Below are 22292 nucleotides of genomic sequence, written 5' to 3'. Positions count from 1 at the left end.
GAGAGAACCAAAAGAGTAAATCTCAGGTTGACGATAAGGAAGTCGTTTCTCGGTTTTGATTAGCTGTATTAGCAGCTCTGTTGAAGACTCTAAATTTTGCTTAAACATAGTAACAAACTCGAAAGTCTCTACAACTCGATTGTGGATCATTTGAAATAAAATGGACGATAAATTCAAGAATATTTATTGTCAATTAGAATATCTAAATAAAAGACATTATTTAACCTTGAGTGCCAACGAGCAAACCCAGCCTATTTCAAACTTTTCGGCGTAGCCTGCTGTTAGTAATTCAGTCAGCATCTACTGAGTTACGCACTCTAATATTTTTAACTCTAATTAGTGGTTCTAGCCCAGCAATTTCACTGTTTCTCAACAAAATTATTATTGACCAAATCTCCCATTTATTAGGGAAGTTTACAACAGTAAGCTCCCTCGCTCTTATCCTCCAAGAGCCACTGTTACTTGGTAGCATTGGCGGATTAATATTACTTAATTTATTAACCGAACCAATAAATGGGATTACCAACTTTGTTTTTTCTTCCCTGCGCGATCGCGTGCAAGGTTTCGCTCAAGGAATTGTGCTGAATAAAGTTGCTAATTTTACGGATATCGCCTTATTTGAAACACCCGAATTATTGAACTTGGTGCAACTGGCATAAACAGGAATAGAACGGCTCAAGGAACTATCTTTGCTTGTAATTACAACTTTGCATGGTTTTTTTCTTTTAATTCCCGCTATTTTGCTCTCTGGCTCAATTGCCTGGTGGATACCGTTAATTTTATTTACCTCTGCTACACCAGCGATTTATGTGGAATTGACTTACCGCAAAAAAAGTTGGGAAGTCGAAGAAACTCAGGCGAGTCTTGTCCGCCAAATGAACTTGTATCGGGATGTCTTGGTGGGTGAAGCTTATGCCAAAGAATTACGCTTATTTCAGCTACAACCTTTATTGCTGAATCGGTGGCAAAGTCTTTTCCAGACCATGTTTAAATCGATGCAGCAAATCCGCAAAAAAGGGACGGTGCTGGTAATTTCTTGGTCAATGGTGAATGGATTAGGAACCGCTTTACCCTACATTTATGTTGTTATCGGAGCTTTACGCGGAATTTATACTTTAGGAGATTTAGCACTTTATGCAGGTTTGATTTTACAAGTGCGCCAGAGTTTGTTTTTACTGATTAATAATGGGTCTAACTTGTATGATGTGGTTTTGGGTACTCGTCCGATTTTCCAATTATTAGAACTACAGCCGAAATTGCGGTTATTGTTAGCCTCAAGGGGGGATACTGCTGCTAATCTGTTGTTAACAAATCAACAGGGAATCGAAATCAAGAACTTATCTTTTGCTTATCCAGGTAGCAACAGCAAGATTCTAGACAACATCAACCTCAAAATTCAGCCGCAGCAAATGATTGCCTTAGTTGGGGAAAATGGTGCGGGGAAAACAACTCTAGCTAAGTTACTCTGTCGCCTGTACGATCCAAGTAGTGGCGAGATTCTGTGGAACGGAGAAGATTTACGCGCGATTGACTTGGCACAGCTATACTCACGCGTTGCTGATGAACAATGCGACAAATAGTTGATTCTGATACTCTCCAACTGGTAGCAATATGAAAGTAAGTGCGATATTCTCTCCAATATTCCAGAGTCACCAAAACTTGTTCTTCTATACCTAACAGAGATTTCGCCCCGCTCCGGCTGTGTTTATTAATTGCTTGGAATGATTTGATAGTTTTAACTATTCTCTTAAAAGTCTTTTTTCTGACTCCACAGCGACGTTTAAAGGCTCTTGGATTTAACTTTTGGATGCACTGATAATTCATTTCTTCATCACCTCATATTAGGGCAATGTATAGAATTTAGTTTACTCTTTTTTTGGCGATAGCTCCTACCCAACTCCCATGTATCAACCTTTCCAATTATCCCATTTCATTGGTATTCAAGTAAAAACCCTTATCCTACCATAAAAACGATTCTGCAAGAGGTCTATTATAAATAAACTCATCTTGACGGATATGCCAATGTCTTAAGGCTGAACAACTTCCTGGTGCCAGGGTAACTAAATTAACACCAAAATTTTTCAATCCAGCAGCATTACCCACAGCTTGTTTGACTCTACCTGCAACCAAATGTTTGAATTCCTGGGGATAAACTGTAGTTGTTCTTTCAGGCGCTGTGGCTAAATTAATAATCATTTATCTTATCCTTAAATTACTGTGAACATCGATACATCAACTGAAGACCATTTGTCTTTGTGCTAAACCCCCAACGTTGATAAAATGGAATCATGTTCGGCAAACAATAAAGAGCAATAGTTTCTACATCTTTTAACTGGGGATGGTTAATTGCCGTCTCTAATAATTTAGCACCTAACCCTATATTTCTATAGCTAGGACTAATGATCACATCATATAGCGTTGCTCTATACACAAAGTCTGTCAAAATGCGACTGAATCCAATTAATTGTTCATCCTCATCTAACAAAGCAATAATAATATCTGAATGCTTCAACATTCTGAGGACATCTTCATACTTGCGGTTTTTACTCCAGAATTCATTTTGATATAATTCCACCAATGTCAAAATTTGTTGTTCATTGAGATGGCTCACAACTTGGTAATTCATATTGGCTCAAATCATTTGAGTAAATCAATTTTTATCTGTGGAAAAATCATCAGATGTAACTGATGGATGGGGAATTTACCTCTGATGTATCGGCAAGCAAAGAAATTTTTACTTTTTTAACAAATAAACTCTGATTCAAATTTTATGAGCAATGATTATGATATGTCTAGTCCCGTATCTAAGTAAATTATAGCCACGATAATCATTGGCATCATTTGTTGAATAAATTAATTACATATATTAACATAACCAAATATTATTGCCTCGTGTGATACCCCTTAATTATAGGTAACATCATCTAAAATACCCAAACATATGACGCAATTAACTTTAATTATTGGTAACAAAAATTATTCATCTTGGTCACTGCGTCCTTGGCTATTGATGAAACAATTTAACTTAGAATTTGCAGAAATCTCTATTTCTCTTTACACTCCTGAATCAAGGGAGTTGTTGCAAAAATATTCTCCTTCAGGACAAGTGCCTGTCCTCTTGCATAATAACCTCAAAGTGTGGGATTCCTTAGCCATTTGTGAATATTTAGCGGAAACATTTACAGATATACCATTGTGGACACCAGATAAAGCAGCTAGAGCATTATCACGTTCTATCAGTGCAGAAATGCACTCTGGCTTTCAAGCTTTACGTCAAAATATGCCGATGAATTGCCGCAAAAAATATCCAGGTCGAGGTTTCGCTTTAGGTGTGCAAAAAGACATTGATAGAATTACGACAATTTGGCAAGAATGCCGACAAAAATATGGTGCAGGTGGTAAATTTTTATTTGGTGATTTTACCATTCCTGATGCTATGTTTGCACCAGTCGTGCTGAGATTTTTGACCTATGGCGTGCAGTTAAATGATATTGCTCAGGAATATGCAAACGCTATTTTATCATTACCTACCGTGCAAAATTGGATTACTGCTGCACATAACGAAACTGCTGTTATTTCTAAGTATGAATTTTAATCATTGGGTATTTGATGAAATTCCCAACCAGCCACCAGTGTCACCACCTGCCCAACAGTCTTGTTTACAGGCTAAAGGCAACACTTTAGCAAACATTTCTTTAAACCGAGGTTCAGCACTGATATCGACCTTTTCATAGCCTTTAGGTAGGCATACACCACCCTGATAACGGCCGCGAACTCGAACTTGTCCCATGACATATATTTCGTTCCCTACTGAATATATACTTTCGTTTTTTCTGTGGGAATAAGCAGCAATATAACAACCTGGATAACCAAAAAATTTATTCACCGTTGGTAGAATCTTTTCTTCAAAACCTGGATAGTAAACATTCACTACCACATTATCTTGAACGTAAACTTTAAACTTGGCAGGAAGAATAGCTTTATTAGGGTCGGAATCTTGTCTACCATAAATCCTCAAATTTCTGAGTCTATTCTTTCTTTGTGATTTAATTGTTGTATTGGTTAAAAGAGGAGTTTTAATATCTGCTGATATTGTTTCAGATTCCCTATTCAATGACTTAAAATTGCCAACCTCTTGGTTGAGAGTTAAAAATTTGTGGCTAATTGCGTTATCAAATAAACTTGTGTTAATGATTGAATTTTGCTGACAACCAAAAATCAAGCTACAGGAACCTGCCAAGATGGTTTTTAAATAGTCAGACTTAAATGCCAGATTCAGCATTTTCAAATTTATTCTCCCCTGGTAAAGATAATATTTATATTAACCTGCGCTAATAGTATTTACGAGAAGAAGTATCAACTTTTTATTGATTGATAAAAATCCAGCTTCATTTTTATAGAAATACCTCCAACTCTGTTAATTTTCTCACTACCTGCTATTGGTTGCCAGCCTAATTTTTTATATAAATTAAAGGCTGGGTTATCAGTCCTGATACTGAGACATATTCCCCTATACATGCTTTGAGAAATGGTAATTAAATTCCTTAATAACTCAGTCCCAATACCTTGATTTCTATATTCTGGGAGAATTGCAATAGCTAATTCAGGAGTTTCATCATCAATGTAACCATAGCCTTGATTTTCTCCAGTTAATAAACGTAACCAAGCAGCACCTATTGGTTGATGATTACTAGCTAAGGTACTGATTAAACCAAAATCACCTTGTTGACCCCAATTTTTGACATATTTGGTTAACTCAGGATGATTTTTGGCATCTTCCACAGTTTGACCTTCTGCGTGCAAATGCGCTGCTTCATACAACATTTGCCAGAGAAAAATTTCATCTGTTAATGCAATAGGACGAATGATATACATGATTAATTTACTAGATTTCACTTAATGGAGTAGATAAACCGTCAATACTAATACGATTTTTTTGTTGTTGATATTCTTTTACTCCCTCCTCACCTTTTTTACTGGCCCAATTCACTAAAGTTTGTCTTTGTCCCTGATATTCATATAGAGGCACACCAAAACCACAGGAAGTTTGTATTCTTTCAATATCAGCTACTATAATTTGTCTGGTTCCAGGAATAGGAGGAAAGAGGGGATAAAGAGAATTCCATTCAGGTGATGAAGGTAAGATAGTGTATCCTTGACCATAGAGACGCAAAATAGCAGCAGGTTCTTGAAAGGCACAAAACATAAAAGTGATTCTGCCATTTTCTTGTAAATGGGCTGATGTTTCGTTTCCACTTCCTGTAACATCGAGATAACCAACACGATGGGGTGAGAGAATACGAAAACTTTCTAAACCTTTAGGGGATAAATTTACATGTCCTGTGGAACTTAAGGGTGCTGTACCCACAAAAAATATGTGTTGTTCAGCGATAAATTTTTGTAAGTCTTCGGTGATGGAGTCAAATAATTTAGCCATAGATTTTGTGCATGATATAGTTAGAAGATAGCTATCTATATGCTAGTTCTTAATTTCTTAGGATGGTCAATTTTTAGTTACATAAACATTATATAACTCCAATCTTGATACTCATATTAATTGATAAATGAAGAATTACTATATTTACCATGTCTTCAATATTTCTCCCTCCACCAATACAATTAATTAACAGTGAAATAGCTCTAAAAGCTGGGGTACAGTTATCTGTACTGCGACTTGACCTGATGCACCCTTCGGTGAATGGGAATAAATGGTTCAAGCTTAAATATAATATTCTAGAAGCAAAAGCACAAAAATTATCGACTTTATTAACATTTGGTGGTGCTTTTTCTAATCATATTTATGCTACCGCAGCAGCCGGAAAGTTATTTGATTTCCGCACTATTGGTATGATTCGGGGAGAGGAAACTTTACCTTTAAACCCAACACTGCAATTTGCACTAGAACAAGGGATGCAGCTTGTGTATCTCGACCGTCAAACCTATGGTCAACGTCACACCCAGGAATTACAGGAAGATTTAAAGCAACGTTTTGGAGAAGTGTATATCATTCCTGAAGGTGGTGGCAATTCGCTTGGTGTGCGGGGTTGTCTAGAAATTATTCCTCAAACAGCGAATTTTGATACTGTATGTTTAGCTTGCGGTACGGGTACAACTGCCGCTGGTATTACTTTATCATTACATCCCCACCAAAAAGCGATCGCTTTTCCCGTGCTGAAAGGGGGAGAATTTCTCAACGCAGAGATAGACCGACTATTAAATCATTATCTTCCTTCTGGCTCATTTGCACCTTGGCAATTGGTTTGTGATTACCATTTTGGTGGTTATGCAAAGGTCAACCAAGATTTGCTCAGATTTTGCCAAAATTTCGCACTAGAACACCATATTCCCCTAGATTACGTGTACACAGGGAAAATGTTTTATGGGGTTATGGATTTAATTCAGCGGGGATTTTTTCCCCCAGGGGAAAAGCTGCTATTAATTCACACTGGTGGTTTGCAAGGTAATGTAGGGATGGAGGCACAATTACTTAAAAAAACATTTAAGTTCAGTAACTCCTAAATAATTGGAACTAAGCTAGCTGATAACCATAGTATCAAGTGCTGTAGTGACTCAAATTCTCATTTAATTAGGAGATATAGCTATGGTGACATTATCTAAAAATGCGATCGCACCTGAATATCCCCCAGGCCCTAAAGGACATTGGCTATGGGGTATTTTACCAGACTATGTACGCGATCGCTTGGGTTTTATCAGCTATTGTGCCAAAGAATATGGCGATGTTGTCCTGTGGAAAAGTCCTGCATTTTTAACCTATCTACTTAACAACCCTGAATACATCGAAGAAGTCCTAGTCAAAAAGCACAATAACTTTGGTAGACACAAAACCTTTCACATCTTGCAAAGACTCTGGGGAACTGGTCTACTCACTAGTACAGGGGAATTTTGGCAGCGTCAACGACGACTCATGCAACCCGCTTTCCATCGCGAGAGAATATTTGCCTATGGTGAAGTGATGGTGGACTACACCAAGCGGCTATTAAGCGGTTGGCAAGCAGGAGAAATTCGCGACATTCACGCAGAAATGATGCACCTCACCTTAGAAATTGTTGCCAAAGCCTTATTTGGTGTAGATATGGCATCAGAAGTGGAAAAGGTAGGAACAGCGATGCAGGTTAGCATCGAATACTTTGAATCTCGTAGCACCAACCTAATATTATTCTTTCTTCCTGAATGGCTACCATTACCCGGCAACCTACGCTATCACAAAGTCATAGATGAATTTGACCAACTCATTTATCGCATCATTCAGCAACGCAGGGAAAGCAGTGTAGATACAGGTGACTTACTTTCCATGCTGCTGCAAGTTCAGGATGAAGATGGAACTCGCATGAGTGACAAACAAGTGCGCGATGAAATCATGACCCTATTGATAGCAGGACATGAAACCACCGCTTTAGCCTTATCTTGGGGATGGTATTTATTATCACAGCATCCCGAAGTTGAACAGAAATTACTGGCAGAATTGCAGACCGTCTTAGGTGGAAGAACACCAACCGTAGCTGACCTACCCCAGCTAGTTTACACCGACAGGGTGATCAATGAGATATTGCGATTATACCCACCAGCTTGGGCCATTAGTCGAGAAGCCATCCAACCATGTGAAATTGCTGGGTATCATTTGCGTCCTGGTGATGGTATTGTTGTCAGTCCGTGGGTCATGCACCGCGACCCTCGCTATTTTCCTGAACCAGAAGTTTTCAACCCTGACCGATGGGAAGGAGACTTAGCAAAAAGACTACCCACTTTTGCCTATTTCCCCTTTGGTGGTGGGCCAAGAATTTGTATAGGTCAATCTTTTGCAAAAATGGAAGCGGCCTTATTATTGGCAACCATTGTCCAACAGTTTAAGTTAACTCTAGTGCCAAATCAAGAAATTGTACCTTGGCCAGCATTTACTTTACGTCCTAAATATGGCATCAAAATGTTAGTTAATCAGCGTTAGAATCAAATGATGACAGAATAAACAGGAATGAATTTTAGAGAATAAATTTCATCCTGTTTATTGAGTTTATATCCTGAGAATATGATACCAATTCTCCAAAAGCAACCAACACATTGAGTAAACCCCACCCGCGCGATAGCAAGGGTGGGGTAATCATCTGTTGCCAACATCTTTCGATTTGGTATTAAATGAATTTATACCGCTATTACTTTGGTTTTATTCCTATCAACAATGCCATTTCCAACCACTTCCAATAGCAATCTACATCAGTAAACCCTATTTTCCGCAACCAACTTAATTGTGTTTCCACATCTAATAGTTTATTAGTGGGATTATCATCCTCTGGTTGAATGCCCAGTGCTTTTAAAAACTTCTCATGTAGTGCTTGAGTTGGAGATGCAACATGTTCTAAATTGCAAAAAATCCCACCAGGTGTTAATAAATGAAAAATTTCTGTATATAAAGACAGTTTGCGTTCATGGGTCAAATGATGGATAGCAAAGCTAGAGACAACAGCATCAAAATGACCTAAATCAGGTAAAGAGTCATCTAAGTTGTGTGCTATGACTTTAACTGTCTTATCTCCCTCAAATCGACTCTTAACCGCGTCCAGCATAGTAGGAGAAAAATCAACAGCTATACTTTCTGTATCGGGACGCTCAATTTTTAATAATGCCAATAACCGTCCATCTCCAGTCCCTAAATCGAGAATACGTTTAACATTTTTGGGAACTTGTTCTAATAAAACTGCCTCACCTTCTGTGCGATGAGGGATTTTATCTGCTTGTCCTAAATATTGTAAAGCGTGTTCTGATGATGTCCAGAGATTAATATTATTCATGTTGTTGACGAGGAAAATTTTCTGCTAACCAAGTAAAGATGATAATTCCCAATATATCAGCTACTAAATCAGTTATGTCAGCACTACGATAAGGTACAAAAGATTGAATAATTTCGTCAATTATACAAAATAATAAGACAATCAATGGTGCAAGTGGTAGGGAAATATTTAAAATTTGAATATGTCTTTTCCTTAATGCTTGATGACTGAGGTAAGCAGCAATTCCTAGTAAAAGAAAATGTAAAATTGTGTCGTAATAAGGAAATTGTGCCAGTTCTGTGGGAATGATGCGGAGGTAAGCGGAAAGAGATATAGAAAGTAAAATTCCCAAGTAAACCCAAAACGCAAAAACCCAACGCTGATGAGTGGTCATATTCATGATTACGAATACTATTTTTGGTAACTACAAAGTTATCAGCAAGTATTCCGCAATTTGCCTTGTTTTTGATTGGGAATTTTGAGATAGCTATTAATTATGCGTGTAAATTTGCTTGTTCTTGTAACCAGGGGTCTACTGGTTGTCCATCTTTGCGTTTGAGTTCTATTTCTACTACCATCACTTCTTGGGAACCGGGAGGTGCAGGTTTTTGATGGAAGATAATGTCATAATCTGCTGGGTTATGTTGGCGTTCTTTCAGCCAATCTTGTACTTTAGTGATAGCAAATAAAGATTGTCCTTGTTGGAACATCCGAGTTATTTGCATTTGCAGGGTATAAGGATTAATACGACCCATTTTTTTATACTCCTTTGGTATTTAGATTTATTATAGTCTCACGCAGAGGTGCAGAGGCGCGGAGAGGAAGATTGTAAATTTGATATTACAAATCATATAAATCCTTAAACCATTTAACAAATACTTGTGCTTTAGGATGTTGTGGATTTAGAATTTCCTCCTGAATAGCATTATGTAATTGTCTTCCTGGGGGTTTTTGCCAAGCTAACCAGGAATAAATATAAGCTTTATCAGTATGTTCATCTATAAATTTTGCACCTTTAGTCTTTGCTTCTATCACTACTTCCTGTGCATATTGCCAAAGAGGTTCACTTTCATCTTTAATCATGTAAGCTAAAAATGTTTCTAACATTCCTCTATTTTGATTATCTGGCATCATCCAAATACCGAATTTTTGATTATTCATATTAATAATCATTCCTGTTTCTGGCATTTTTTCAGGAAAATCATCTATACTTTTTTGTATTGTTTCTACCTTTAAACAAGCATTTCTAATACTTTGCCAGCGATCTTCAGGATTCTCATCTGCATCTATTATTAAACCTAAGTGAGTTAATCCGCTTGCTTTCAATCTTGTAGATATCTTTTTATTATCAATAAATCCATCACTACCATAAGCTTCGATATCGACAGGTTCTTTACCTTTTGGCCAAGGAACTCCGTTGGCTTCCATAAGTTCTGGAATTACTCTCTTATCCTGTTCACCTTCAACAATGAGTTTTTTATTGAAAATCACAACTTTAGATTGATCATTATTTGCCATTGCTACCGCACCTCAATATTTTCTTCAGCCGCAATGACAATTTCAGATTCATCAAAGACAATACTATTTTCTTTACCTTTTTCAATTCTGTGAATCCTAATTCCATCATCTGTCACATTCTCTGTTTCTGCAATATCAGCTAAACTCTTCCAGCAATCATTACTATGTGTAGTTGCAAAAACCTGAACATTTAATCTTTTAGCTGTTTCCCAAATCATTCTCCACATACCAGACATTGTAGTAAAATGAAGTCCAGTATCTATTTCATCTACAAATAAATAACCATCTTTAGCTGATACTATAGCTAGTGCAAGTCCTAATATTCGCCACACGCCATCTCCCATACTGCCAATTGGTACACGTTGTTTTTTATCACTAAGACGGACAAAAAAACCAGTATGTGAATCAGCAGTAGAACGTAATCTCACTATCTGAGTAGATTTTTGAACATTTGCTGTAGCAATACGTTCAATTTTTGGCTCAATAATTCTCAGTGATTCTGTTACTAGTTCTTCTTCCGGGGTTAAGACTATTTCGTCAAATAATTCTTTCATTTTTATTGTATTTAACGAAGAAGAATTAACAAGTATAGTATTGGATATTTCATTAGTTTTGGATAGATTAAAACGTTTAGTGTCTCTAAAAAATAGGCAATTATTATCTGATAAAGGTAAGGTCGCCATTTCTTGTTGTGATTCATGTGATTCATCTTTTAGTTGCCAAACAAATTGGCAATTTAAATTATTAATGTCTATCGTTGATAAATTTTCAATAATTTTTCTTTTGCTTTCTTGATCTAATTCATTTAAATCAATATTTAATGTGGGTTTTCCTATTTTCATAGAAAATTTTTCTTCATTATTATTATTATTAAATCCTGAAATAGAAAATTGACTATCTATATCAAATTGATGCTCATAAAATAAATGACAAATATCAAGTTCACGTTCTCCTCTTGGCTCATCACTCCAAAAATACTCACCCCGGTTAATCATTATTTCTCCAAGGGGTTCAAGATTAGTCCGTGAACATAAAAGCTGAATAGCTTCTAATATAGAAGTTTTACCGCTATTATTTTCACCAACCAGTAAGTTAATTCTTCCTAGTTGTTGGAGTTCAAAAAATTGGAAGCAGCGAAAGTTCTCTATTTTTATAGTTTTGAGCATAGTTGTTAAGGGTAAAGATTCATACCAATCAAAATGTTCATGCACTTATCAGCGGAATTTCAATTTCTTCAACCCGCCAAGCAGCATAGGCTAATGCTTCATAAATATCGGCTTCTTCCAGGTAGGGATAAGCCTTGAGAATGTCATTTAAACTATGCCCAGATGCCATTAAACCAATGATAGTACCAACAGTGACACGCATTCCTCGGATGCAGGGTTTACCACCCATTACTTCTGGTTTACGGGTAATTCTTGTAAGTTTTTGCATGGTTATGTAGATTAGGAAATCAGAGACGGGTGCGTTAATATTTTCTATTATCGCTCATTTGCAAGTGCAAGATATACAGCATATTTCGTCCTTATGATTTACAGACTTGAATAATGAAACTCTTGTGGTGCGGGCATCTTGCCCGCTAAATTTGTACTTCATATCTATGGCTTTACCACACTATGGCTAACGCCACACTCCGCGAACGTGAACGGAAACTGCTGTAAGTTATGGGACTTACGGAGACTTATAATAGTAAACAGTCTAGTTATGAATAATGAAGGTTAGAGAAATTCTAAAGGCTTAACTCAAACAAAACTTATACCAGCGTTAGTTATCGCTATTGTTAGATACTGACAATTGTATATTTTTAAGAATATCAATGACTTCTGAGGCAGATTCTTGAAAAGCAGATTTTGCTTGTTCAGGATTTTCGTAAACCCACTTTATTACTTCTTCAAGAATATCTTTTTTCTTTTGTTGTTTATGTTTACCATTCGGCATTTGTATAATATGTTCTATTTGTAGTTCAAAGCGTTCTGGATAATATTTTTCAAACTCATGCTCAGAGAATTGAAGAAAGTTATTAGCATTCCATCCACTAGGGGTATATTTGGTTTTTAGCTGTTCAATAATTTCTTTTTCTTTTGGACCTCCATCTACAATAACCCAAGCTAAGTTTTTATAAGCTGGTTGCAGATGAAGAAAAACAAAAATATTATTAAAATCGTCGAACTTGGTTATAACTTTATCAATACCCTTAGTAGAAAATGTATTAATTCTCCCTTGTAAATCTGGTGCAAACCAAGGTATTAAAAACTCTCTGATTATTCTTTCAGCCGAAGATTCTTCAAGAATTAACCAAGCTGACCATAAATCAAAATCAAAGAAATCATATCCTAATTCCTCCAATACATTACGTCTAGCTTCTGGTGTATTGGGTATTTCTTCAATATGGGATGTTGGTATTCTGTTTTCATCAAAATCCATTGAGACTGAAAAAAGCTTAGAATCAGGAAGTGCGCCCAGATATTTAGCAACTATGTTAGAATGCGTTGTAATGATAAATTGATTATTGGCTGATTTCTCAGCAATTAAATTGAGAAGTTTTTTGAGTGCTTTAGGGTGAATATCATTTTCAGGTTCTTCAATCAAGAAAAGTCTATTTTCTGCCATACATAAATCAACGATTAATCCAACTAAATTGCCGACCCCTTCACCCATTGCGTCTAATGGTATATTTTTATGACTGCTAACTATATAAGCAGCCTTTTTACCGATATCGGAAGCAATAGTTGTAACTTGAAAGCCTATTATATCTTTACAGGCTTGAACATATTGTTCATTCTCTTGTATTTGAGGATTGGATATGCGGTCAATTTTAGCGTATAAATTTGAAAGATTTCCCCTCACTGAATTGGTTGTATTTGAATTTATTGTTTCTTCAAAACCTGCAACTTTTCTTTTAGATAAATATGGATAAATAAAATTTTCAGGTTCTTCATTTGAAAGAAACATTTGATTAAGGATATATCTTGTAGTATTACCATTTCTATTAATTTCACTAAATTGATTTGCTTCAACGCTAACAGAATTGCTTTCTAACTTTAACTTAACTAATATTTGCGATTGAAAATTCTGGTTTATAAATGTAAATACCTCAGGTTTTGCTTCTTTTAACACCAGATGAACATATCCATCTCCTTTAAACATTCGTAAATCTGTACCATTCAAATTAAATCCTTTCTGAAGCCATAAAATTGATTTCAATAAAGTTGATTTCCCAGAATTATTTGCACCTACTATTAGATTAATGCCTTTAGAAAGTTGAATATTTGCATCTCCAAAACTTCTAAAATTGTTTAATGTAACTTCAGAAATCCACATATAAATCTGATGAGGTTGATTATACGCAAAATTACATATTGATTGTAGCATAATATGCTATGATTGCGTAGTTATTCTTTATAAACAACCTTCAAGAGTATTTATGAAATAATAAGTGTATTAAAATGATTAGGGCAGGCAAGATGCCTACCCCACAAACTGCTAACTTAGAGATGATTGCAACTCGGTTTTTGCAGTTTCTAAAGCTTGCGGTAGTTTACTTGCGTCACGTCCTCCAGCTTGCGCGAGGTTGGGTCTTCCCCCACCACCACCACCACAAATTTTGGCTATATTTCCGACGAATTTCCCTGCTTGGACTCCTTTCTTATTCACTTCGGGACTGAATGCTGCAACTATACTCACTTTCCCTGCTTCGGGAACTGAACCTAAAACCACAGCACCGTTACCGATTTTTTGTAGTAGTCTTTCCGCAGCAGCTTTTAATGATTCTGCGTCAACGTCTTCCATTTGGGCGACAATTATTTTATGTTCACCTATGGTTTCGGCAGTCTGCAATAAACTGTCAGATTTGACTATTGCTAGTTGTGATTTTAAGGCTTCGATTTGTTTTTCGTTGTTGCGGAGTTCGGTTTGCAGTGTGGTGATGCGGTCGGGTATTTCTTCCGGTTTGACTTTAAAGCGATCACTCAAATCTTTGGCCACTTTATCACGCACATTCAAGTAATCCAATACCGCAGCACCAGAAACGGCTTCAATTCTTCTCACTCCAGAAGCCACACCTGCTTCGGTAATGATTTTGAACACACCAATTTCTGCTGTATTGCTAACGTGAGTTCCCCCACATAACTCCATCGACACACCAGGGAAATCAATCACGCGCACTTCATCACCGTATTTTTCCCCAAACATGGCCACCGCACCTCTAGCTTTGGCTTCTGCTAAAGGTAAGATTTCTATTTTCGCAGCATGGGCTTCAGAAATCCAAGTATTGACTAGTTCTTCTACTTGTTGAACTTCCTCAGTAGTTAAAGCGCGAGGACAGTTAAAGTCAAAGCGCAATCTATCAAAAGAAACTAAAGAACCAGCTTGAGAAATTCCTTCATCAACAACTTTCTTTAAAGCAGCTTGTAATAAATGAGTTGCTGTATGATTAGCTTGAGCGCGACGACGACAAGCGGTGTCAATTTGGGCGTTTACATTGTCACCTACTCTCAGTGTACCCCGTTCAATACGTCCGAAGTGAACAAAGAAATCAGATTCTTTTTTCACATCTTCAATTCTGACTAAAATTCCATCACCGGAAATATAACCTTTATCGCCGATTTGTCCCCCAGATTCAGCGTAAAATGGTGTTTTATCGAGGACAATTTGCACCTCTGTTCCTGCTTCTGCTTCTTCTTGGGAAACACCAGTAACTAATAAAACTTCCACTTTTGCAGTTGTGGCAGCAGTTGTATAACCGATGAACTCTGTGGAATGGATATGTTCCGCTAATTTATCTAAGGAACCTTGCACAGTTAAATCAATGGTTTCATGTGCAGCTTTGGCACGTTCCACCTGTTTTTGCATTTCTGTATTGAAGCCATCCACGTCAACAGTTAAATTCTGTTCTTCGGCGATTTCTTGGGTTAATTCCAAGGGGAAACCATAAGTATCATATAAGGTAAAAGCACTTTCACCATTAATGATATTTTGATTGTTTTGTTTTACGGTTTCAATAATATCAGCTAACAGTTTTTCGCCTCTATCCAGGGTTTTTAAGAAATTCGCTTCTTCCCGTTGTAATTCTGCTTTAATTGCCGCTTCCCGTTTCCGCAAATTCGGATAAACTGATTCAGAAAGAGAAATTGCCCTTTCCGCAACTTGGTTAATAAATTCCCCAGCAATTCCTATCAATCTACCATGTCTAACTACACGACGAATTAACCGCCGTAAAACGTAACCTCTACCCACATTAGAAGCGCGAATTTCATCAGCAATCATGTGAACTACAGACCGCACATGATCACCAATAACCTTTAAAGAAACTTTGGTATTTTCATCACTTTGATAATAATCAATTCCCGCAATTTTTGCTGCTGTTTCAATAATCGGGAAAATCAAATCTGTTTCATAATTATTCGGCTTCTTTTGTAGGATTTGCGCCATTCTTTCCAAGCCCATACCGGTGTCGATATTCTTGTTTTGCAATGGCGTTAAATTTCCCGACGCATCCCGATTATATTGCATGAAAACCAAGTTATAAAACTCGATAAACCGGGCATCATCCTCTAAATCAATGTTATCGTCACCTTGTTCTGGATGGAAGTCGTAATAAATCTCTGAACAAGGGCCACAGGGGCCGGTAGGGCCAGATACCCAAAAGTTGTCATCTGCACCCATACGCTTGATGCGTTTTTCTGATACACCGATTTTATCTCGCCAAATTGCAAAAGCTTCGTCGTCTTCTTCAAATACGCTGACAACGAGGTTTTCAGGGGAGAAACCAAAAACTTGGGTGGATATTTCCCATCCCCAAGCGATCGCTTGTTCTTTAAAATAATCACCAAAGCTAAAATTACCCAACATTTCAAAAAATGTATGGTGGCGTTTCGTCCGTCCTACATTTTCGATATCATTGGTGCGGATACACTTTTGTGATGTTGTAGCGCGTTTAAACTCCGGGGTGCGTTGTCCTAAGAATATCGGTTTAAATGGTAGCATCCCCGCGATCGTCAGCAGTACCGTAGGGTCTTCTGGTACGAGGGACGCACTGGGAAGTTGTTGATGTCCTCTTTGGGTATAAAAATCGAGGAATAAAGCGCGAATTTCGTTACCGCTGAGAAATTGGGGATTTGAAGACATGAGAATTTACAAAAATAGTTTCCATTACCATTTTCCCACCGCTATAGCAGCAGAGTTTCAATTCTATAGCAGGTGACAGGTAACCAGTGACAGGTGACCGAGGAAGAAGACAGGACTTGCAGAAGTTACAGAATAATTCATACCATTCTGTTTTTTAGGGCAATTTTGGCGTAAATCTAAAGAAATTGTTGAAAATCTCCAAAATATGTACACAAATAAGTATACAAATACAAGTATGTTTCCTTAAACAAGGAGGAGTGTCAGGCAGGTTGCAAATACCATCATCACGGTTTACATAACCATCGTGCTCTGGCTAAAAGCGCATTTATAATTTCACTATTTGTCACCACTTGTTTTAATATATTTACAGATTCATAACATAAGACAAGGTGGTTAAAATATAAGTAAATTTAAAAAAGCCAGACAAAAAAAGACTTTCAAGCCTATCACCGTTTAACTGACGCTCACAGACAAGTCTGCTACCGCTGATATATCATAATTACGGTCTAACCTGACCGGAAAAGACACCTATAGGAACTGTAGTAAATAAAAGTGCGATCGCCTGACCAGCTGCAATGGAATTGTACCAGTATAACTTTATGAATATGCCAACCTCACCCTTGAACAATCAAGAGTAACCTTTATTAAAAAAATCATATCTGGTGATGGTGCCAAAAACCTTTAGATGTCTGAGTTTTATTAAAAAACGGCAAAAACAATTAATGCACATTTGGATACTGTAAATACTCAATTAATCCTGCTTTAAAAAATTTCCAAAACTATCCGGAAACTTAAATTGTGTAAAGAATAGTGAATTAACATTGGGGTAATTTTCTTTATATGAAGAATAAACTTATTCCGTAAAATCACTGTTTCAAACTACTTGACTAAAAGTTGAAAGTAGTACAATATTTGAAATTTTATAAATTCGCATAAACACTAAGGAGATAAAGACATTTTTTGATTAAAAAAATATTAAATTTACCAGTTGAATTTTCTTTCTGAAAAACAATATATTCTTATTTCGCCATCAAGAAAATCAACACATGCAAACCCATCAAATCGTGAATTTGGAAATAGGTAAAATGCAAAGCCATGAATATTTCTCTTCTGGTCTTTGGAAGTAATCATTTTTTTCATACCCTTCCAGGTCAGATACGTGACACTCACAAGTTTTATACCACTGTAACCGTCAGTGTCCATCAGGCCAAATCACATATCCAAAGCCAACCACCTGATTTATTATTAATACAAGCTAGCCTGTTTGGTAGCCTAGAACTATGCCATTGGCTCAAAGAACAGGTAACAATGTCATGGATATACTGCATTGTCTTCGAGGATCGTCCTGAATTTTTAAGCCAGAAAAGCGCCCATAATTGGGAATGGGAAATAGCTATGAATACCTCAGCCTTGGAACAAGGTGCTGATGCTTATATCTGGCATCTACCTACACAATTAAATACAGATGATTTACCAAGCTTAACAGCATATCACCAATTAATTCTCGCCCAATTGGCTGTGGGTACTCGCAAAACTCAAAAATACCGAGATTTATTGCAGAAAAACGATTTGTTATCAGCGATCGCTTTAGCCGATTCTCTGACAGAATTAAATAATCGTCGAGCTTTGCAATGGGATTTACCTAGACAAATTAGCAAGTCTCGCACATTGGGAATGCCCTTAAGTCTAATAATTTTGGACGTAGACTATTTCAAGAAAGTTAATGATACCTATGGTCATCTAGTAGGCGATCGCTTGCTACAGTTATTATGTAAACGCCTACGCTACAATCTCCGTGCCCAAGACACACCATTTCGTTATGGTGGTGAAGAATTCGTAATTATCCTAGCTAATACAAGTAATGAAGAAGCACAATCAGTGGCCGGTCGTCTCAATCAAGTAGTTAGTGACCATCCATTTACCATTAGCCATAAAGTCTCTGTTAGTATTACCATTAGCTTAGGCGTAGCCTCCCTAGAACCAGAAGATAGTGAAGATGGTTCCACCTTATTAGACCGGGCTGATCAATGTCTTTTAGCAGCAAAAGCCTCTGGACGCAACAAAGTCATTTCCTGGGAACACTTATCCCCAACCTTGCGAGCAGTATCAAGTTAATATTGGGTTACTTTATGCCCCCATACCCGAATAACGCTTCAAACCTGCACGCCAAAGACAACGATTGACCACAATAAAGATAATTAACCAACTGAAGATACCAACAAAGCCCTTAACTATATCTACAGGCATACCCACCAAAACACTAGCAGGAAAATTGATTAAATAAGGAAAAGGAGTTAAAAAAACTATCTCTCTTATCGCTGGTGGAAACACCTCTAAAGGTGCAATCATCCCTGATAAAAATAAGAAAAACAAAAACCAGAAATTTTCAATAGCAGTTGCCCTTTCAGTCCAGAAAGCAAACATCGCGAAAGTATATTGAATTGCAAATCTTAAGAAAAAAACCAACACTATTGCAATTAAAAATAAACACAAATTAGCGAAACTTGGTAGCCAAAAAGCTTGGGGATATAAAATAAAAAACAACCCAAATAATAAAAATACAAAAGGCAGTCTAGCAAAACGTTCTGCTAAATGTGAAAATAAATGATGCCAAACTGGATCTATGGGTTGTAATAATCGTGGAGAAAGTTTTCCTTCCACCACTTCCTTTTCAAATTCAAAAATTACCCAAACAACGGTGATTTGTCTAGTCAAAAAAACAGCAAAGAAATAACGGGCAAAATCTACCGCAGTTAAACCAAAATTTCCACCTTGCGCTGCCTGTATCCAAACCCCCATAAGGATAATTGGCAAAGAACCAGACAACACCCAGAGAATCAGTTCTGACCGATACTCTAGCATATAAGCGTAATAGACAGAAAATAAAGTAATAGCCTGTCTCAGCATGAGTTTGATAGACATATTTTTGGAGAGGTAACAGGTGACAGGTGACAGGTGACAGGTGACAGTTAAGAAATACAGGGATTTTTTTAATAACTATATGGAAGTAATTTTGCTTGGTACTTAGCAGGTAATGTTAAGGTAATTGATGTAGGGTGTGTTGTCGCATAGCGCAACGCACCATCAATAATTGTAGGTGTATTAGCCTTTGGCATAACACACCCTACCGAATCAATGATATGAATAATTAGCCGTTGGACTTCAAACTTTTTCTGGCATCAAGCGAGTGACTTCTGACGGTAAATGCTTATCCATCCAATTACCTAAATCGGTCATCACTTCCTGGTAATTAATATCTATTTGCAAATCGTGGTATGCACCAGCATACTCTATTCTCAACTTATCTGGATAAGCAACTTTTCGATAGAAAATTTCACTACCCTCAGGTAAAGCAACTCTATCATCACCACCATGCAAAATTAATAACGGCACTTGCCATTCTGGTGCGTGAGCATGAACCCAATTTAGTGTAGCAAAGAATTCTGTAGACAACCGAGCCGTCGCTAAAGTATGGCGGAGAGGGTCTTTTATGGGAGTGGAATGATTTTGATCCCGTGTACCAGCAGCACTATCAATTCCTGTATTGAGAGTAAAGCGCGGGAGAGTGCGAGATAGTAATTTACCTAACAAAATGCGGAGAGGTGGTACACCAACTTCACCTATACTAGGTGCAAAAGGAATGACACCTTGCAAACAGCTAGCAGCTTCAGGATAGCGGAGAGTGTAGTCTATAACTATTAACCCACCCATACTGTGACCAAAGAGAAAAATCGGCGTTCCTGGTTCCTGTTGTTGAATGAATTGCAAAAAGCTTCCCAGGTCATCACGATACTCCGACCAGTTGTGAATATAAGCTCTTTGACCAGGAGAACGGCCATGACCACGTAAATCAAAACCATAAACAGCATATTGTTTAGAGAGGACATGCTCAACTACGTTCTTATAAAGTCCGCAATGTCCTCCTAGTCCATGTACTAAAGCTAATATAGCCCGTGTTTTTCCTTTAGGATGCCAACTTTGATAATACAAATTTAGCCCCTCAACACCTTTAAATGTTCCTTCCCTGTGGTTCATCATAGGGTTAACTTTGTGCTTAAGATTCCCGGTATAGAATTAGTCTATAAAATTACATTGTAAGAAACATTGCTACCTTTTACACCCAAGATACAGAGAAGTTTAGTTTCCTTTACAGCTTGTAAAGTGCCGTTTCCCTGGAAGATGATGAAGAGAATAATGGCGACAAACGTAGAGACGTTCCGGCGGAACGTCTCTACCCATACAAGAATATGTATAATGGCAAGATTCTGATAATAAGGGCAGATATACAAGATTTTGTAGGGGCGGGTTTATCAATATCTTGCATTGCCCAACTAGGGTAATTGTAAACCCGCCCCTACGGTGAAGGGCAAGGGAAAAAAAGAAAAAAGAGCAAAGGACAAAAGGGTAAGAGTATAAAGGGCTACGAAGTCCTCCCAACCCCACAGGCAACACGAAAACCAATAATGTCGTAGAGTTCGTCACTGTCATGGCTGAGGCGAAACGCAGAACGGCAGCGTTTAGGAAAGTTGAACCAGGAACCGCCCCGAAACAGTCGGCGTGGATCACTATTAATCAAAGCAGTACCATTATTAGCCGCGTCTACATAATTTTCCTGCCAGCAGTCTTCACACCACTCCCACACATTACCGTGCATGTCATATAAACCAAAGTTATTTGGAGGAAAGTTTCCTACCACCGTGGTTTGTCTATACTTCCTATCATAATTAGCTACATTAGTGGTGATTGTGTCACCGAAATAATAGGGAGTTGTAGTTCCTGCCCTACAGGCATATTCCCATTCAGCTTCGCTGGGTAAGCGATATTTTTTACCAGTATTTCTACTTAATCTAGCACAGAATTCCTGTGCATCTAACCACGATACTTGTTCAACTGGAAGATTTGCACCTTTAAAGTATGAAGGTTTGGGTTTTAAATCAATCGTCACTTTTGGTAAACCTGCGACCTGTTCCCATTGTGCTTGGGTAACAGGGTATTTCCCGATGTAAAAAGATGGAACAGTCACTTGATGTTGTGGTTTTTCGCTATCTAGTCCTTCCCCCTCTGGTGAACCCATAAGAAATGTGCCTTCAGGAATCGCTATCATTTCTAACATGACACCTCTTCCCAAGTCTTCTGTAAAGGATATATGTGCAGATGATACTGATTGTTGTGGGGAAATAAATTGAATATTGAGAGTAGGAGGAGAATTTGTTGGTAATTTGGGTGAAATAACTGTCGGTGGAATGGTCTGAGTCTGCAATGCTGCTAAAACTTCCGTTGCTGACTGAAAACGATTAACTGGAAAGTCTTGCAGCATTTTATCTAAAACCGTTTCTAAGTCTTGACTCACAGAAATACGCTGTTTCCATGTCCACTGCATGGTCGTCAAATCAAACAGCGCATCACTGCCATTAGGTTGTGGCAAACATCCCGTCAACAGTCGAATGCCAGTGACAGCTAAACTGTACAGGTCGCTGCTAGGATAAACCATCCCGCGCAATTGTTCTAATGGTGCATATCCAGGAGTTCCCGCAATTGTGCCGACTTTGGTCAATATACTCCCACTTACTTCTTTAGAAATGCCAAAATCTATTAAAAATAAAGCACCTGTAGAACTTCTAATAATATTTTCTGGTTTAATATCTCGATGAATAACATTATTACTATGAATAAATTGCAAAACTGGTAATAAATCAAATAATATTTTCTTGACTGCGGTTTCACTCAATTTCCCGTGTTTTTGCAATTCAGTCAACAGCAGAAATGTTGAATGTTAAGAAAAATCAGATAAAAATAGCCCAAAATATGGTAATTTTGGGCGAATAATTAAAATATATTAGTTAAGTTGTGATTATAAATTCCTTT

Annotated in this window: 22 protein-coding genes and 2 pseudogenes; 6 read left to right on the top strand and 18 right to left on the bottom strand. The window is 37.4% G+C overall.

Translation table 11 applies throughout. The features are described 5' to 3' along the window. The first annotated feature begins 230 nt into the window (after positions 1 to 230). On the top strand, positions 231 to 659 hold the full coding sequence (locus tag H6G73_RS24200; protein WP_199317740.1) for a hypothetical protein: 429 nt from the start codon (positions 231 to 233) through the stop codon (positions 657 to 659). Between the two features lie 216 nt (positions 660 to 875). Then, positions 876 to 1580 carry an ABC transporter ATP-binding protein/permease gene (locus tag H6G73_RS24870; RefSeq protein ID WP_313948142.1) on the top strand — a complete coding sequence of 235 codons (705 nt, stop codon included), beginning with the start codon at positions 876 to 878 and terminating at the stop codon, positions 1578 to 1580. On the opposite strand, the pseudogene H6G73_RS14550 reads toward H6G73_RS24870, so the two are convergent. From H6G73_RS14550 to H6G73_RS14540, 3 genes and pseudogenes are all read right to left on the bottom strand, one after another. Beyond that, positions 1558 to 1824, bottom strand: a pseudogene (locus H6G73_RS14550) (helix-turn-helix domain-containing protein); the annotation flags it as partial. The gene H6G73_RS24870 and the pseudogene H6G73_RS14550 overlap by 23 nt on opposite strands. A 168-nt stretch (positions 1825 to 1992) precedes the next feature. After that, positions 1993 to 2196 (bottom strand): annotated as a pseudogene (locus H6G73_RS14545) (cupin); the annotation flags it as partial. A gap of 16 nt (positions 2197 to 2212) precedes the next feature. Further along, complete coding sequence (locus H6G73_RS14540) at positions 2213 to 2626, bottom strand: GNAT family N-acetyltransferase (RefSeq protein WP_190605645.1); 414 nt, start codon at positions 2624 to 2626, stop codon at positions 2213 to 2215. Between the two features lie 315 nt (positions 2627 to 2941). On the opposite strand from H6G73_RS14540, the gene H6G73_RS14535 reads away from it, so the two are divergent. Further along, on the top strand, positions 2942 to 3595 hold the full coding sequence (locus H6G73_RS14535; protein ID WP_190605644.1) for a glutathione S-transferase family protein: 654 nt from the start codon (positions 2942 to 2944) through the stop codon (positions 3593 to 3595). Here H6G73_RS14535 and H6G73_RS24475 read toward each other — a convergent pair whose 3' ends face one another. The 3 genes from H6G73_RS24475 to H6G73_RS14520 all read right to left on the bottom strand — a co-directional run bounded on the left by H6G73_RS24475 (position 3596) and on the right by H6G73_RS14520 (position 5437). Then, positions 3596 to 4282 carry a hypothetical protein gene (locus H6G73_RS24475; RefSeq protein ID WP_242034205.1) on the bottom strand — a complete coding sequence of 229 codons (687 nt, stop codon included), beginning with the start codon at positions 4280 to 4282 and terminating at the stop codon, positions 3596 to 3598. 74 nt (positions 4283 to 4356) lie between these two features. After that, a complete protein-coding gene (locus tag H6G73_RS14525) occupies positions 4357 to 4875 on the bottom strand; it encodes a GNAT family N-acetyltransferase (RefSeq protein ID WP_190605642.1) in 519 nt (172 codons plus the stop codon). A gap of 10 nt (positions 4876 to 4885) precedes the next feature. Then, entirely contained in the window at positions 4886 to 5437 is a 552-nt protein-coding gene (locus H6G73_RS14520) for a pyridoxamine 5'-phosphate oxidase family protein (protein WP_190605640.1), read from the bottom strand. A 149-nt stretch (positions 5438 to 5586) separates the two neighbouring features. On the opposite strand from H6G73_RS14520, the gene H6G73_RS14515 reads away from it, so the two are divergent. Then, on the top strand, positions 5587 to 6519 hold the full coding sequence (locus H6G73_RS14515; protein ID WP_190605638.1) for a 1-aminocyclopropane-1-carboxylate deaminase/D-cysteine desulfhydrase: 933 nt from the start codon (positions 5587 to 5589) through the stop codon (positions 6517 to 6519). 82 nt (positions 6520 to 6601) lie between these two features. Continuing rightward, on the top strand, positions 6602 to 7963 hold the full coding sequence (locus tag H6G73_RS14510; RefSeq protein WP_190605636.1) for a cytochrome P450: 1362 nt from the start codon (positions 6602 to 6604) through the stop codon (positions 7961 to 7963). Between the two features lie 205 nt (positions 7964 to 8168). On the opposite strand, the gene H6G73_RS14505 is transcribed toward H6G73_RS14510, so the two are convergent. From H6G73_RS14505 to alaS, 8 genes are all read right to left on the bottom strand, one after another. After that, the gene (locus H6G73_RS14505; protein WP_190605634.1) at positions 8169 to 8804 is read right to left on the bottom strand and encodes a class I SAM-dependent methyltransferase; all 636 of its coding nucleotides are present in this window, start codon (positions 8802 to 8804) and stop codon (positions 8169 to 8171) included. Then, positions 8797 to 9177 carry a VanZ family protein gene (locus H6G73_RS14500; protein ID WP_190605771.1) on the bottom strand — a complete coding sequence of 127 codons (381 nt, stop codon included), beginning with the start codon at positions 9175 to 9177 and terminating at the stop codon, positions 8797 to 8799. Before H6G73_RS14500 ends, H6G73_RS14505 begins: the two co-directional genes overlap by 8 nt. A gap of 100 nt (positions 9178 to 9277) precedes the next feature. Then, entirely contained in the window at positions 9278 to 9538 is a 261-nt protein-coding gene (locus H6G73_RS14495) for a hypothetical protein (protein ID WP_190605632.1), read from the bottom strand. 85 nt (positions 9539 to 9623) lie between these two features. After that, the gene (locus H6G73_RS14490) at positions 9624 to 10301 is read right to left on the bottom strand and encodes a DUF3226 domain-containing protein (RefSeq protein ID WP_190605630.1); all 678 of its coding nucleotides are present in this window, start codon (positions 10299 to 10301) and stop codon (positions 9624 to 9626) included. A 2-nt stretch (positions 10302 to 10303) separates the two neighbouring features. Further along, a complete protein-coding gene (locus tag H6G73_RS14485; RefSeq protein ID WP_190605628.1) occupies positions 10304 to 11467 on the bottom strand; it encodes an AAA family ATPase in 1164 nt (387 codons plus the stop codon). Between the two features lie 37 nt (positions 11468 to 11504). Further along, positions 11505 to 11735: a DUF433 domain-containing protein gene (locus H6G73_RS14480; RefSeq protein WP_190605626.1), complete on the bottom strand. Its 231-nt coding sequence runs from the start codon at positions 11733 to 11735 to the stop codon at positions 11505 to 11507. A gap of 330 nt (positions 11736 to 12065) precedes the next feature. Continuing rightward, complete coding sequence (locus H6G73_RS14475) at positions 12066 to 13622, bottom strand: ATP-dependent nuclease (RefSeq protein WP_190605624.1); 1557 nt, start codon at positions 13620 to 13622, stop codon at positions 12066 to 12068. 162 nt (positions 13623 to 13784) lie between these two features. Next, positions 13785 to 16427, bottom strand: a complete 2643-nt coding sequence (gene alaS, locus H6G73_RS14470; protein WP_190605622.1) for an alanine--tRNA ligase — start codon at positions 16425 to 16427, stop codon at positions 13785 to 13787. A 1095-nt stretch (positions 16428 to 17522) separates the two neighbouring features. On the opposite strand from alaS, the gene H6G73_RS14465 reads away from it, so the two are divergent. After that, the gene (locus H6G73_RS14465) at positions 17523 to 18542 is read left to right on the top strand and encodes a GGDEF domain-containing protein (protein WP_190605620.1); all 1020 of its coding nucleotides are present in this window, start codon (positions 17523 to 17525) and stop codon (positions 18540 to 18542) included. Positions 18543 to 18554: 12 nt separating this feature from the next. Here the strand turns inward: H6G73_RS14465 and H6G73_RS14460 are convergent, their stop codons facing one another. The 4 genes from H6G73_RS14460 to H6G73_RS14450 all read right to left on the bottom strand — a co-directional run bounded on the left by H6G73_RS14460 (position 18555) and on the right by H6G73_RS14450 (position 22182). After that, on the bottom strand, positions 18555 to 19349 hold the full coding sequence (locus tag H6G73_RS14460) for an ABC transporter permease (protein ID WP_199317739.1): 795 nt from the start codon (positions 19347 to 19349) through the stop codon (positions 18555 to 18557). Positions 19350 to 19417: 68 nt separating this feature from the next. After that, a complete protein-coding gene (locus H6G73_RS24865) occupies positions 19418 to 19543 on the bottom strand; it encodes a hypothetical protein (RefSeq protein WP_256443779.1) in 126 nt (41 codons plus the stop codon). Between the two features lie 46 nt (positions 19544 to 19589). Next, positions 19590 to 20465 carry an alpha/beta hydrolase gene (locus H6G73_RS14455; protein WP_190605617.1) on the bottom strand — a complete coding sequence of 292 codons (876 nt, stop codon included), beginning with the start codon at positions 20463 to 20465 and terminating at the stop codon, positions 19590 to 19592. A gap of 382 nt (positions 20466 to 20847) precedes the next feature. Continuing rightward, the gene (locus tag H6G73_RS14450; protein WP_242034204.1) at positions 20848 to 22182 is read right to left on the bottom strand and encodes a bifunctional serine/threonine-protein kinase/formylglycine-generating enzyme family protein; all 1335 of its coding nucleotides are present in this window, start codon (positions 22180 to 22182) and stop codon (positions 20848 to 20850) included. Between the last annotated feature and the right edge of the window lie 110 nt (positions 22183 to 22292).

The organism is Richelia sinica FACHB-800 (genome assembly GCF_014698825.1).
Classification (GTDB): Bacteria; Cyanobacteriota; Cyanobacteriia; order Cyanobacteriales; family Nostocaceae; genus FACHB-800.
The sequence above is the reverse complement of the archived record's forward strand: the minus strand, read 5'-3'. Positions and strand labels throughout refer to the sequence as shown.

Bases quoted from the DNA above. Each gene is read 5' to 3' on its own strand.
- H6G73_RS24870 (WP_313948142.1), top strand. From the start codon at position 876: ATGAACTTGTATCGGGATGTCTTGGTGGGTGAAGCTTATGCCAAAGAA.
- H6G73_RS24475 (WP_242034205.1), bottom strand. From the start codon at position 4,282: ATGCTGAATCTGGCATTTAAGTCTGACTATTTAAAAACCATCTTGGCA.
- alaS (WP_190605622.1), bottom strand. From the start codon at position 16,427: ATGTCTTCAAATCCCCAATTTCTCAGCGGTAACGAAATTCGCGCTTTA.
- H6G73_RS14475 (WP_190605624.1), bottom strand. From the start codon at position 13,622: ATGTGGATTTCTGAAGTTACATTAAACAATTTTAGAAGTTTTGGAGAT.
- H6G73_RS14510 (WP_190605636.1), top strand. From the start codon at position 6,602: ATGGTGACATTATCTAAAAATGCGATCGCACCTGAATATCCCCCAGGC.
- H6G73_RS14455 (WP_190605617.1), bottom strand. From the start codon at position 20,465: ATGATGAACCACAGGGAAGGAACATTTAAAGGTGTTGAGGGGCTAAAT.
- H6G73_RS14495 (WP_190605632.1), bottom strand. From the start codon at position 9,538: ATGGGTCGTATTAATCCTTATACCCTGCAAATGCAAATAACTCGGATG.
- H6G73_RS24865 (WP_256443779.1), bottom strand. From the start codon at position 19,543: ATGCCAAAGGCTAATACACCTACAATTATTGATGGTGCGTTGCGCTAT.
- H6G73_RS14540 (WP_190605645.1), bottom strand. From the start codon at position 2,626: ATGAATTACCAAGTTGTGAGCCATCTCAATGAACAACAAATTTTGACA.
- H6G73_RS14520 (WP_190605640.1), bottom strand. From the start codon at position 5,437: ATGGCTAAATTATTTGACTCCATCACCGAAGACTTACAAAAATTTATC.
- H6G73_RS14480 (WP_190605626.1), bottom strand. From the start codon at position 11,735: ATGCAAAAACTTACAAGAATTACCCGTAAACCAGAAGTAATGGGTGGT.
- H6G73_RS14535 (WP_190605644.1), top strand. From the start codon at position 2,942: ATGACGCAATTAACTTTAATTATTGGTAACAAAAATTATTCATCTTGG.
- H6G73_RS14485 (WP_190605628.1), bottom strand. From the start codon at position 11,467: ATGCTCAAAACTATAAAAATAGAGAACTTTCGCTGCTTCCAATTTTTT.
- H6G73_RS14525 (WP_190605642.1), bottom strand. From the start codon at position 4,875: ATGTATATCATTCGTCCTATTGCATTAACAGATGAAATTTTTCTCTGG.
- H6G73_RS14460 (WP_199317739.1), bottom strand. From the start codon at position 19,349: ATGTCTATCAAACTCATGCTGAGACAGGCTATTACTTTATTTTCTGTC.
- H6G73_RS14465 (WP_190605620.1), top strand. From the start codon at position 17,523: ATGAATATTTCTCTTCTGGTCTTTGGAAGTAATCATTTTTTTCATACC.
- H6G73_RS14490 (WP_190605630.1), bottom strand. From the start codon at position 10,301: ATGGCAAATAATGATCAATCTAAAGTTGTGATTTTCAATAAAAAACTC.
- H6G73_RS14515 (WP_190605638.1), top strand. From the start codon at position 5,587: ATGTCTTCAATATTTCTCCCTCCACCAATACAATTAATTAACAGTGAA.
- H6G73_RS14500 (WP_190605771.1), bottom strand. From the start codon at position 9,177: ATGACCACTCATCAGCGTTGGGTTTTTGCGTTTTGGGTTTACTTGGGA.
- H6G73_RS14505 (WP_190605634.1), bottom strand. From the start codon at position 8,804: ATGAATAATATTAATCTCTGGACATCATCAGAACACGCTTTACAATAT.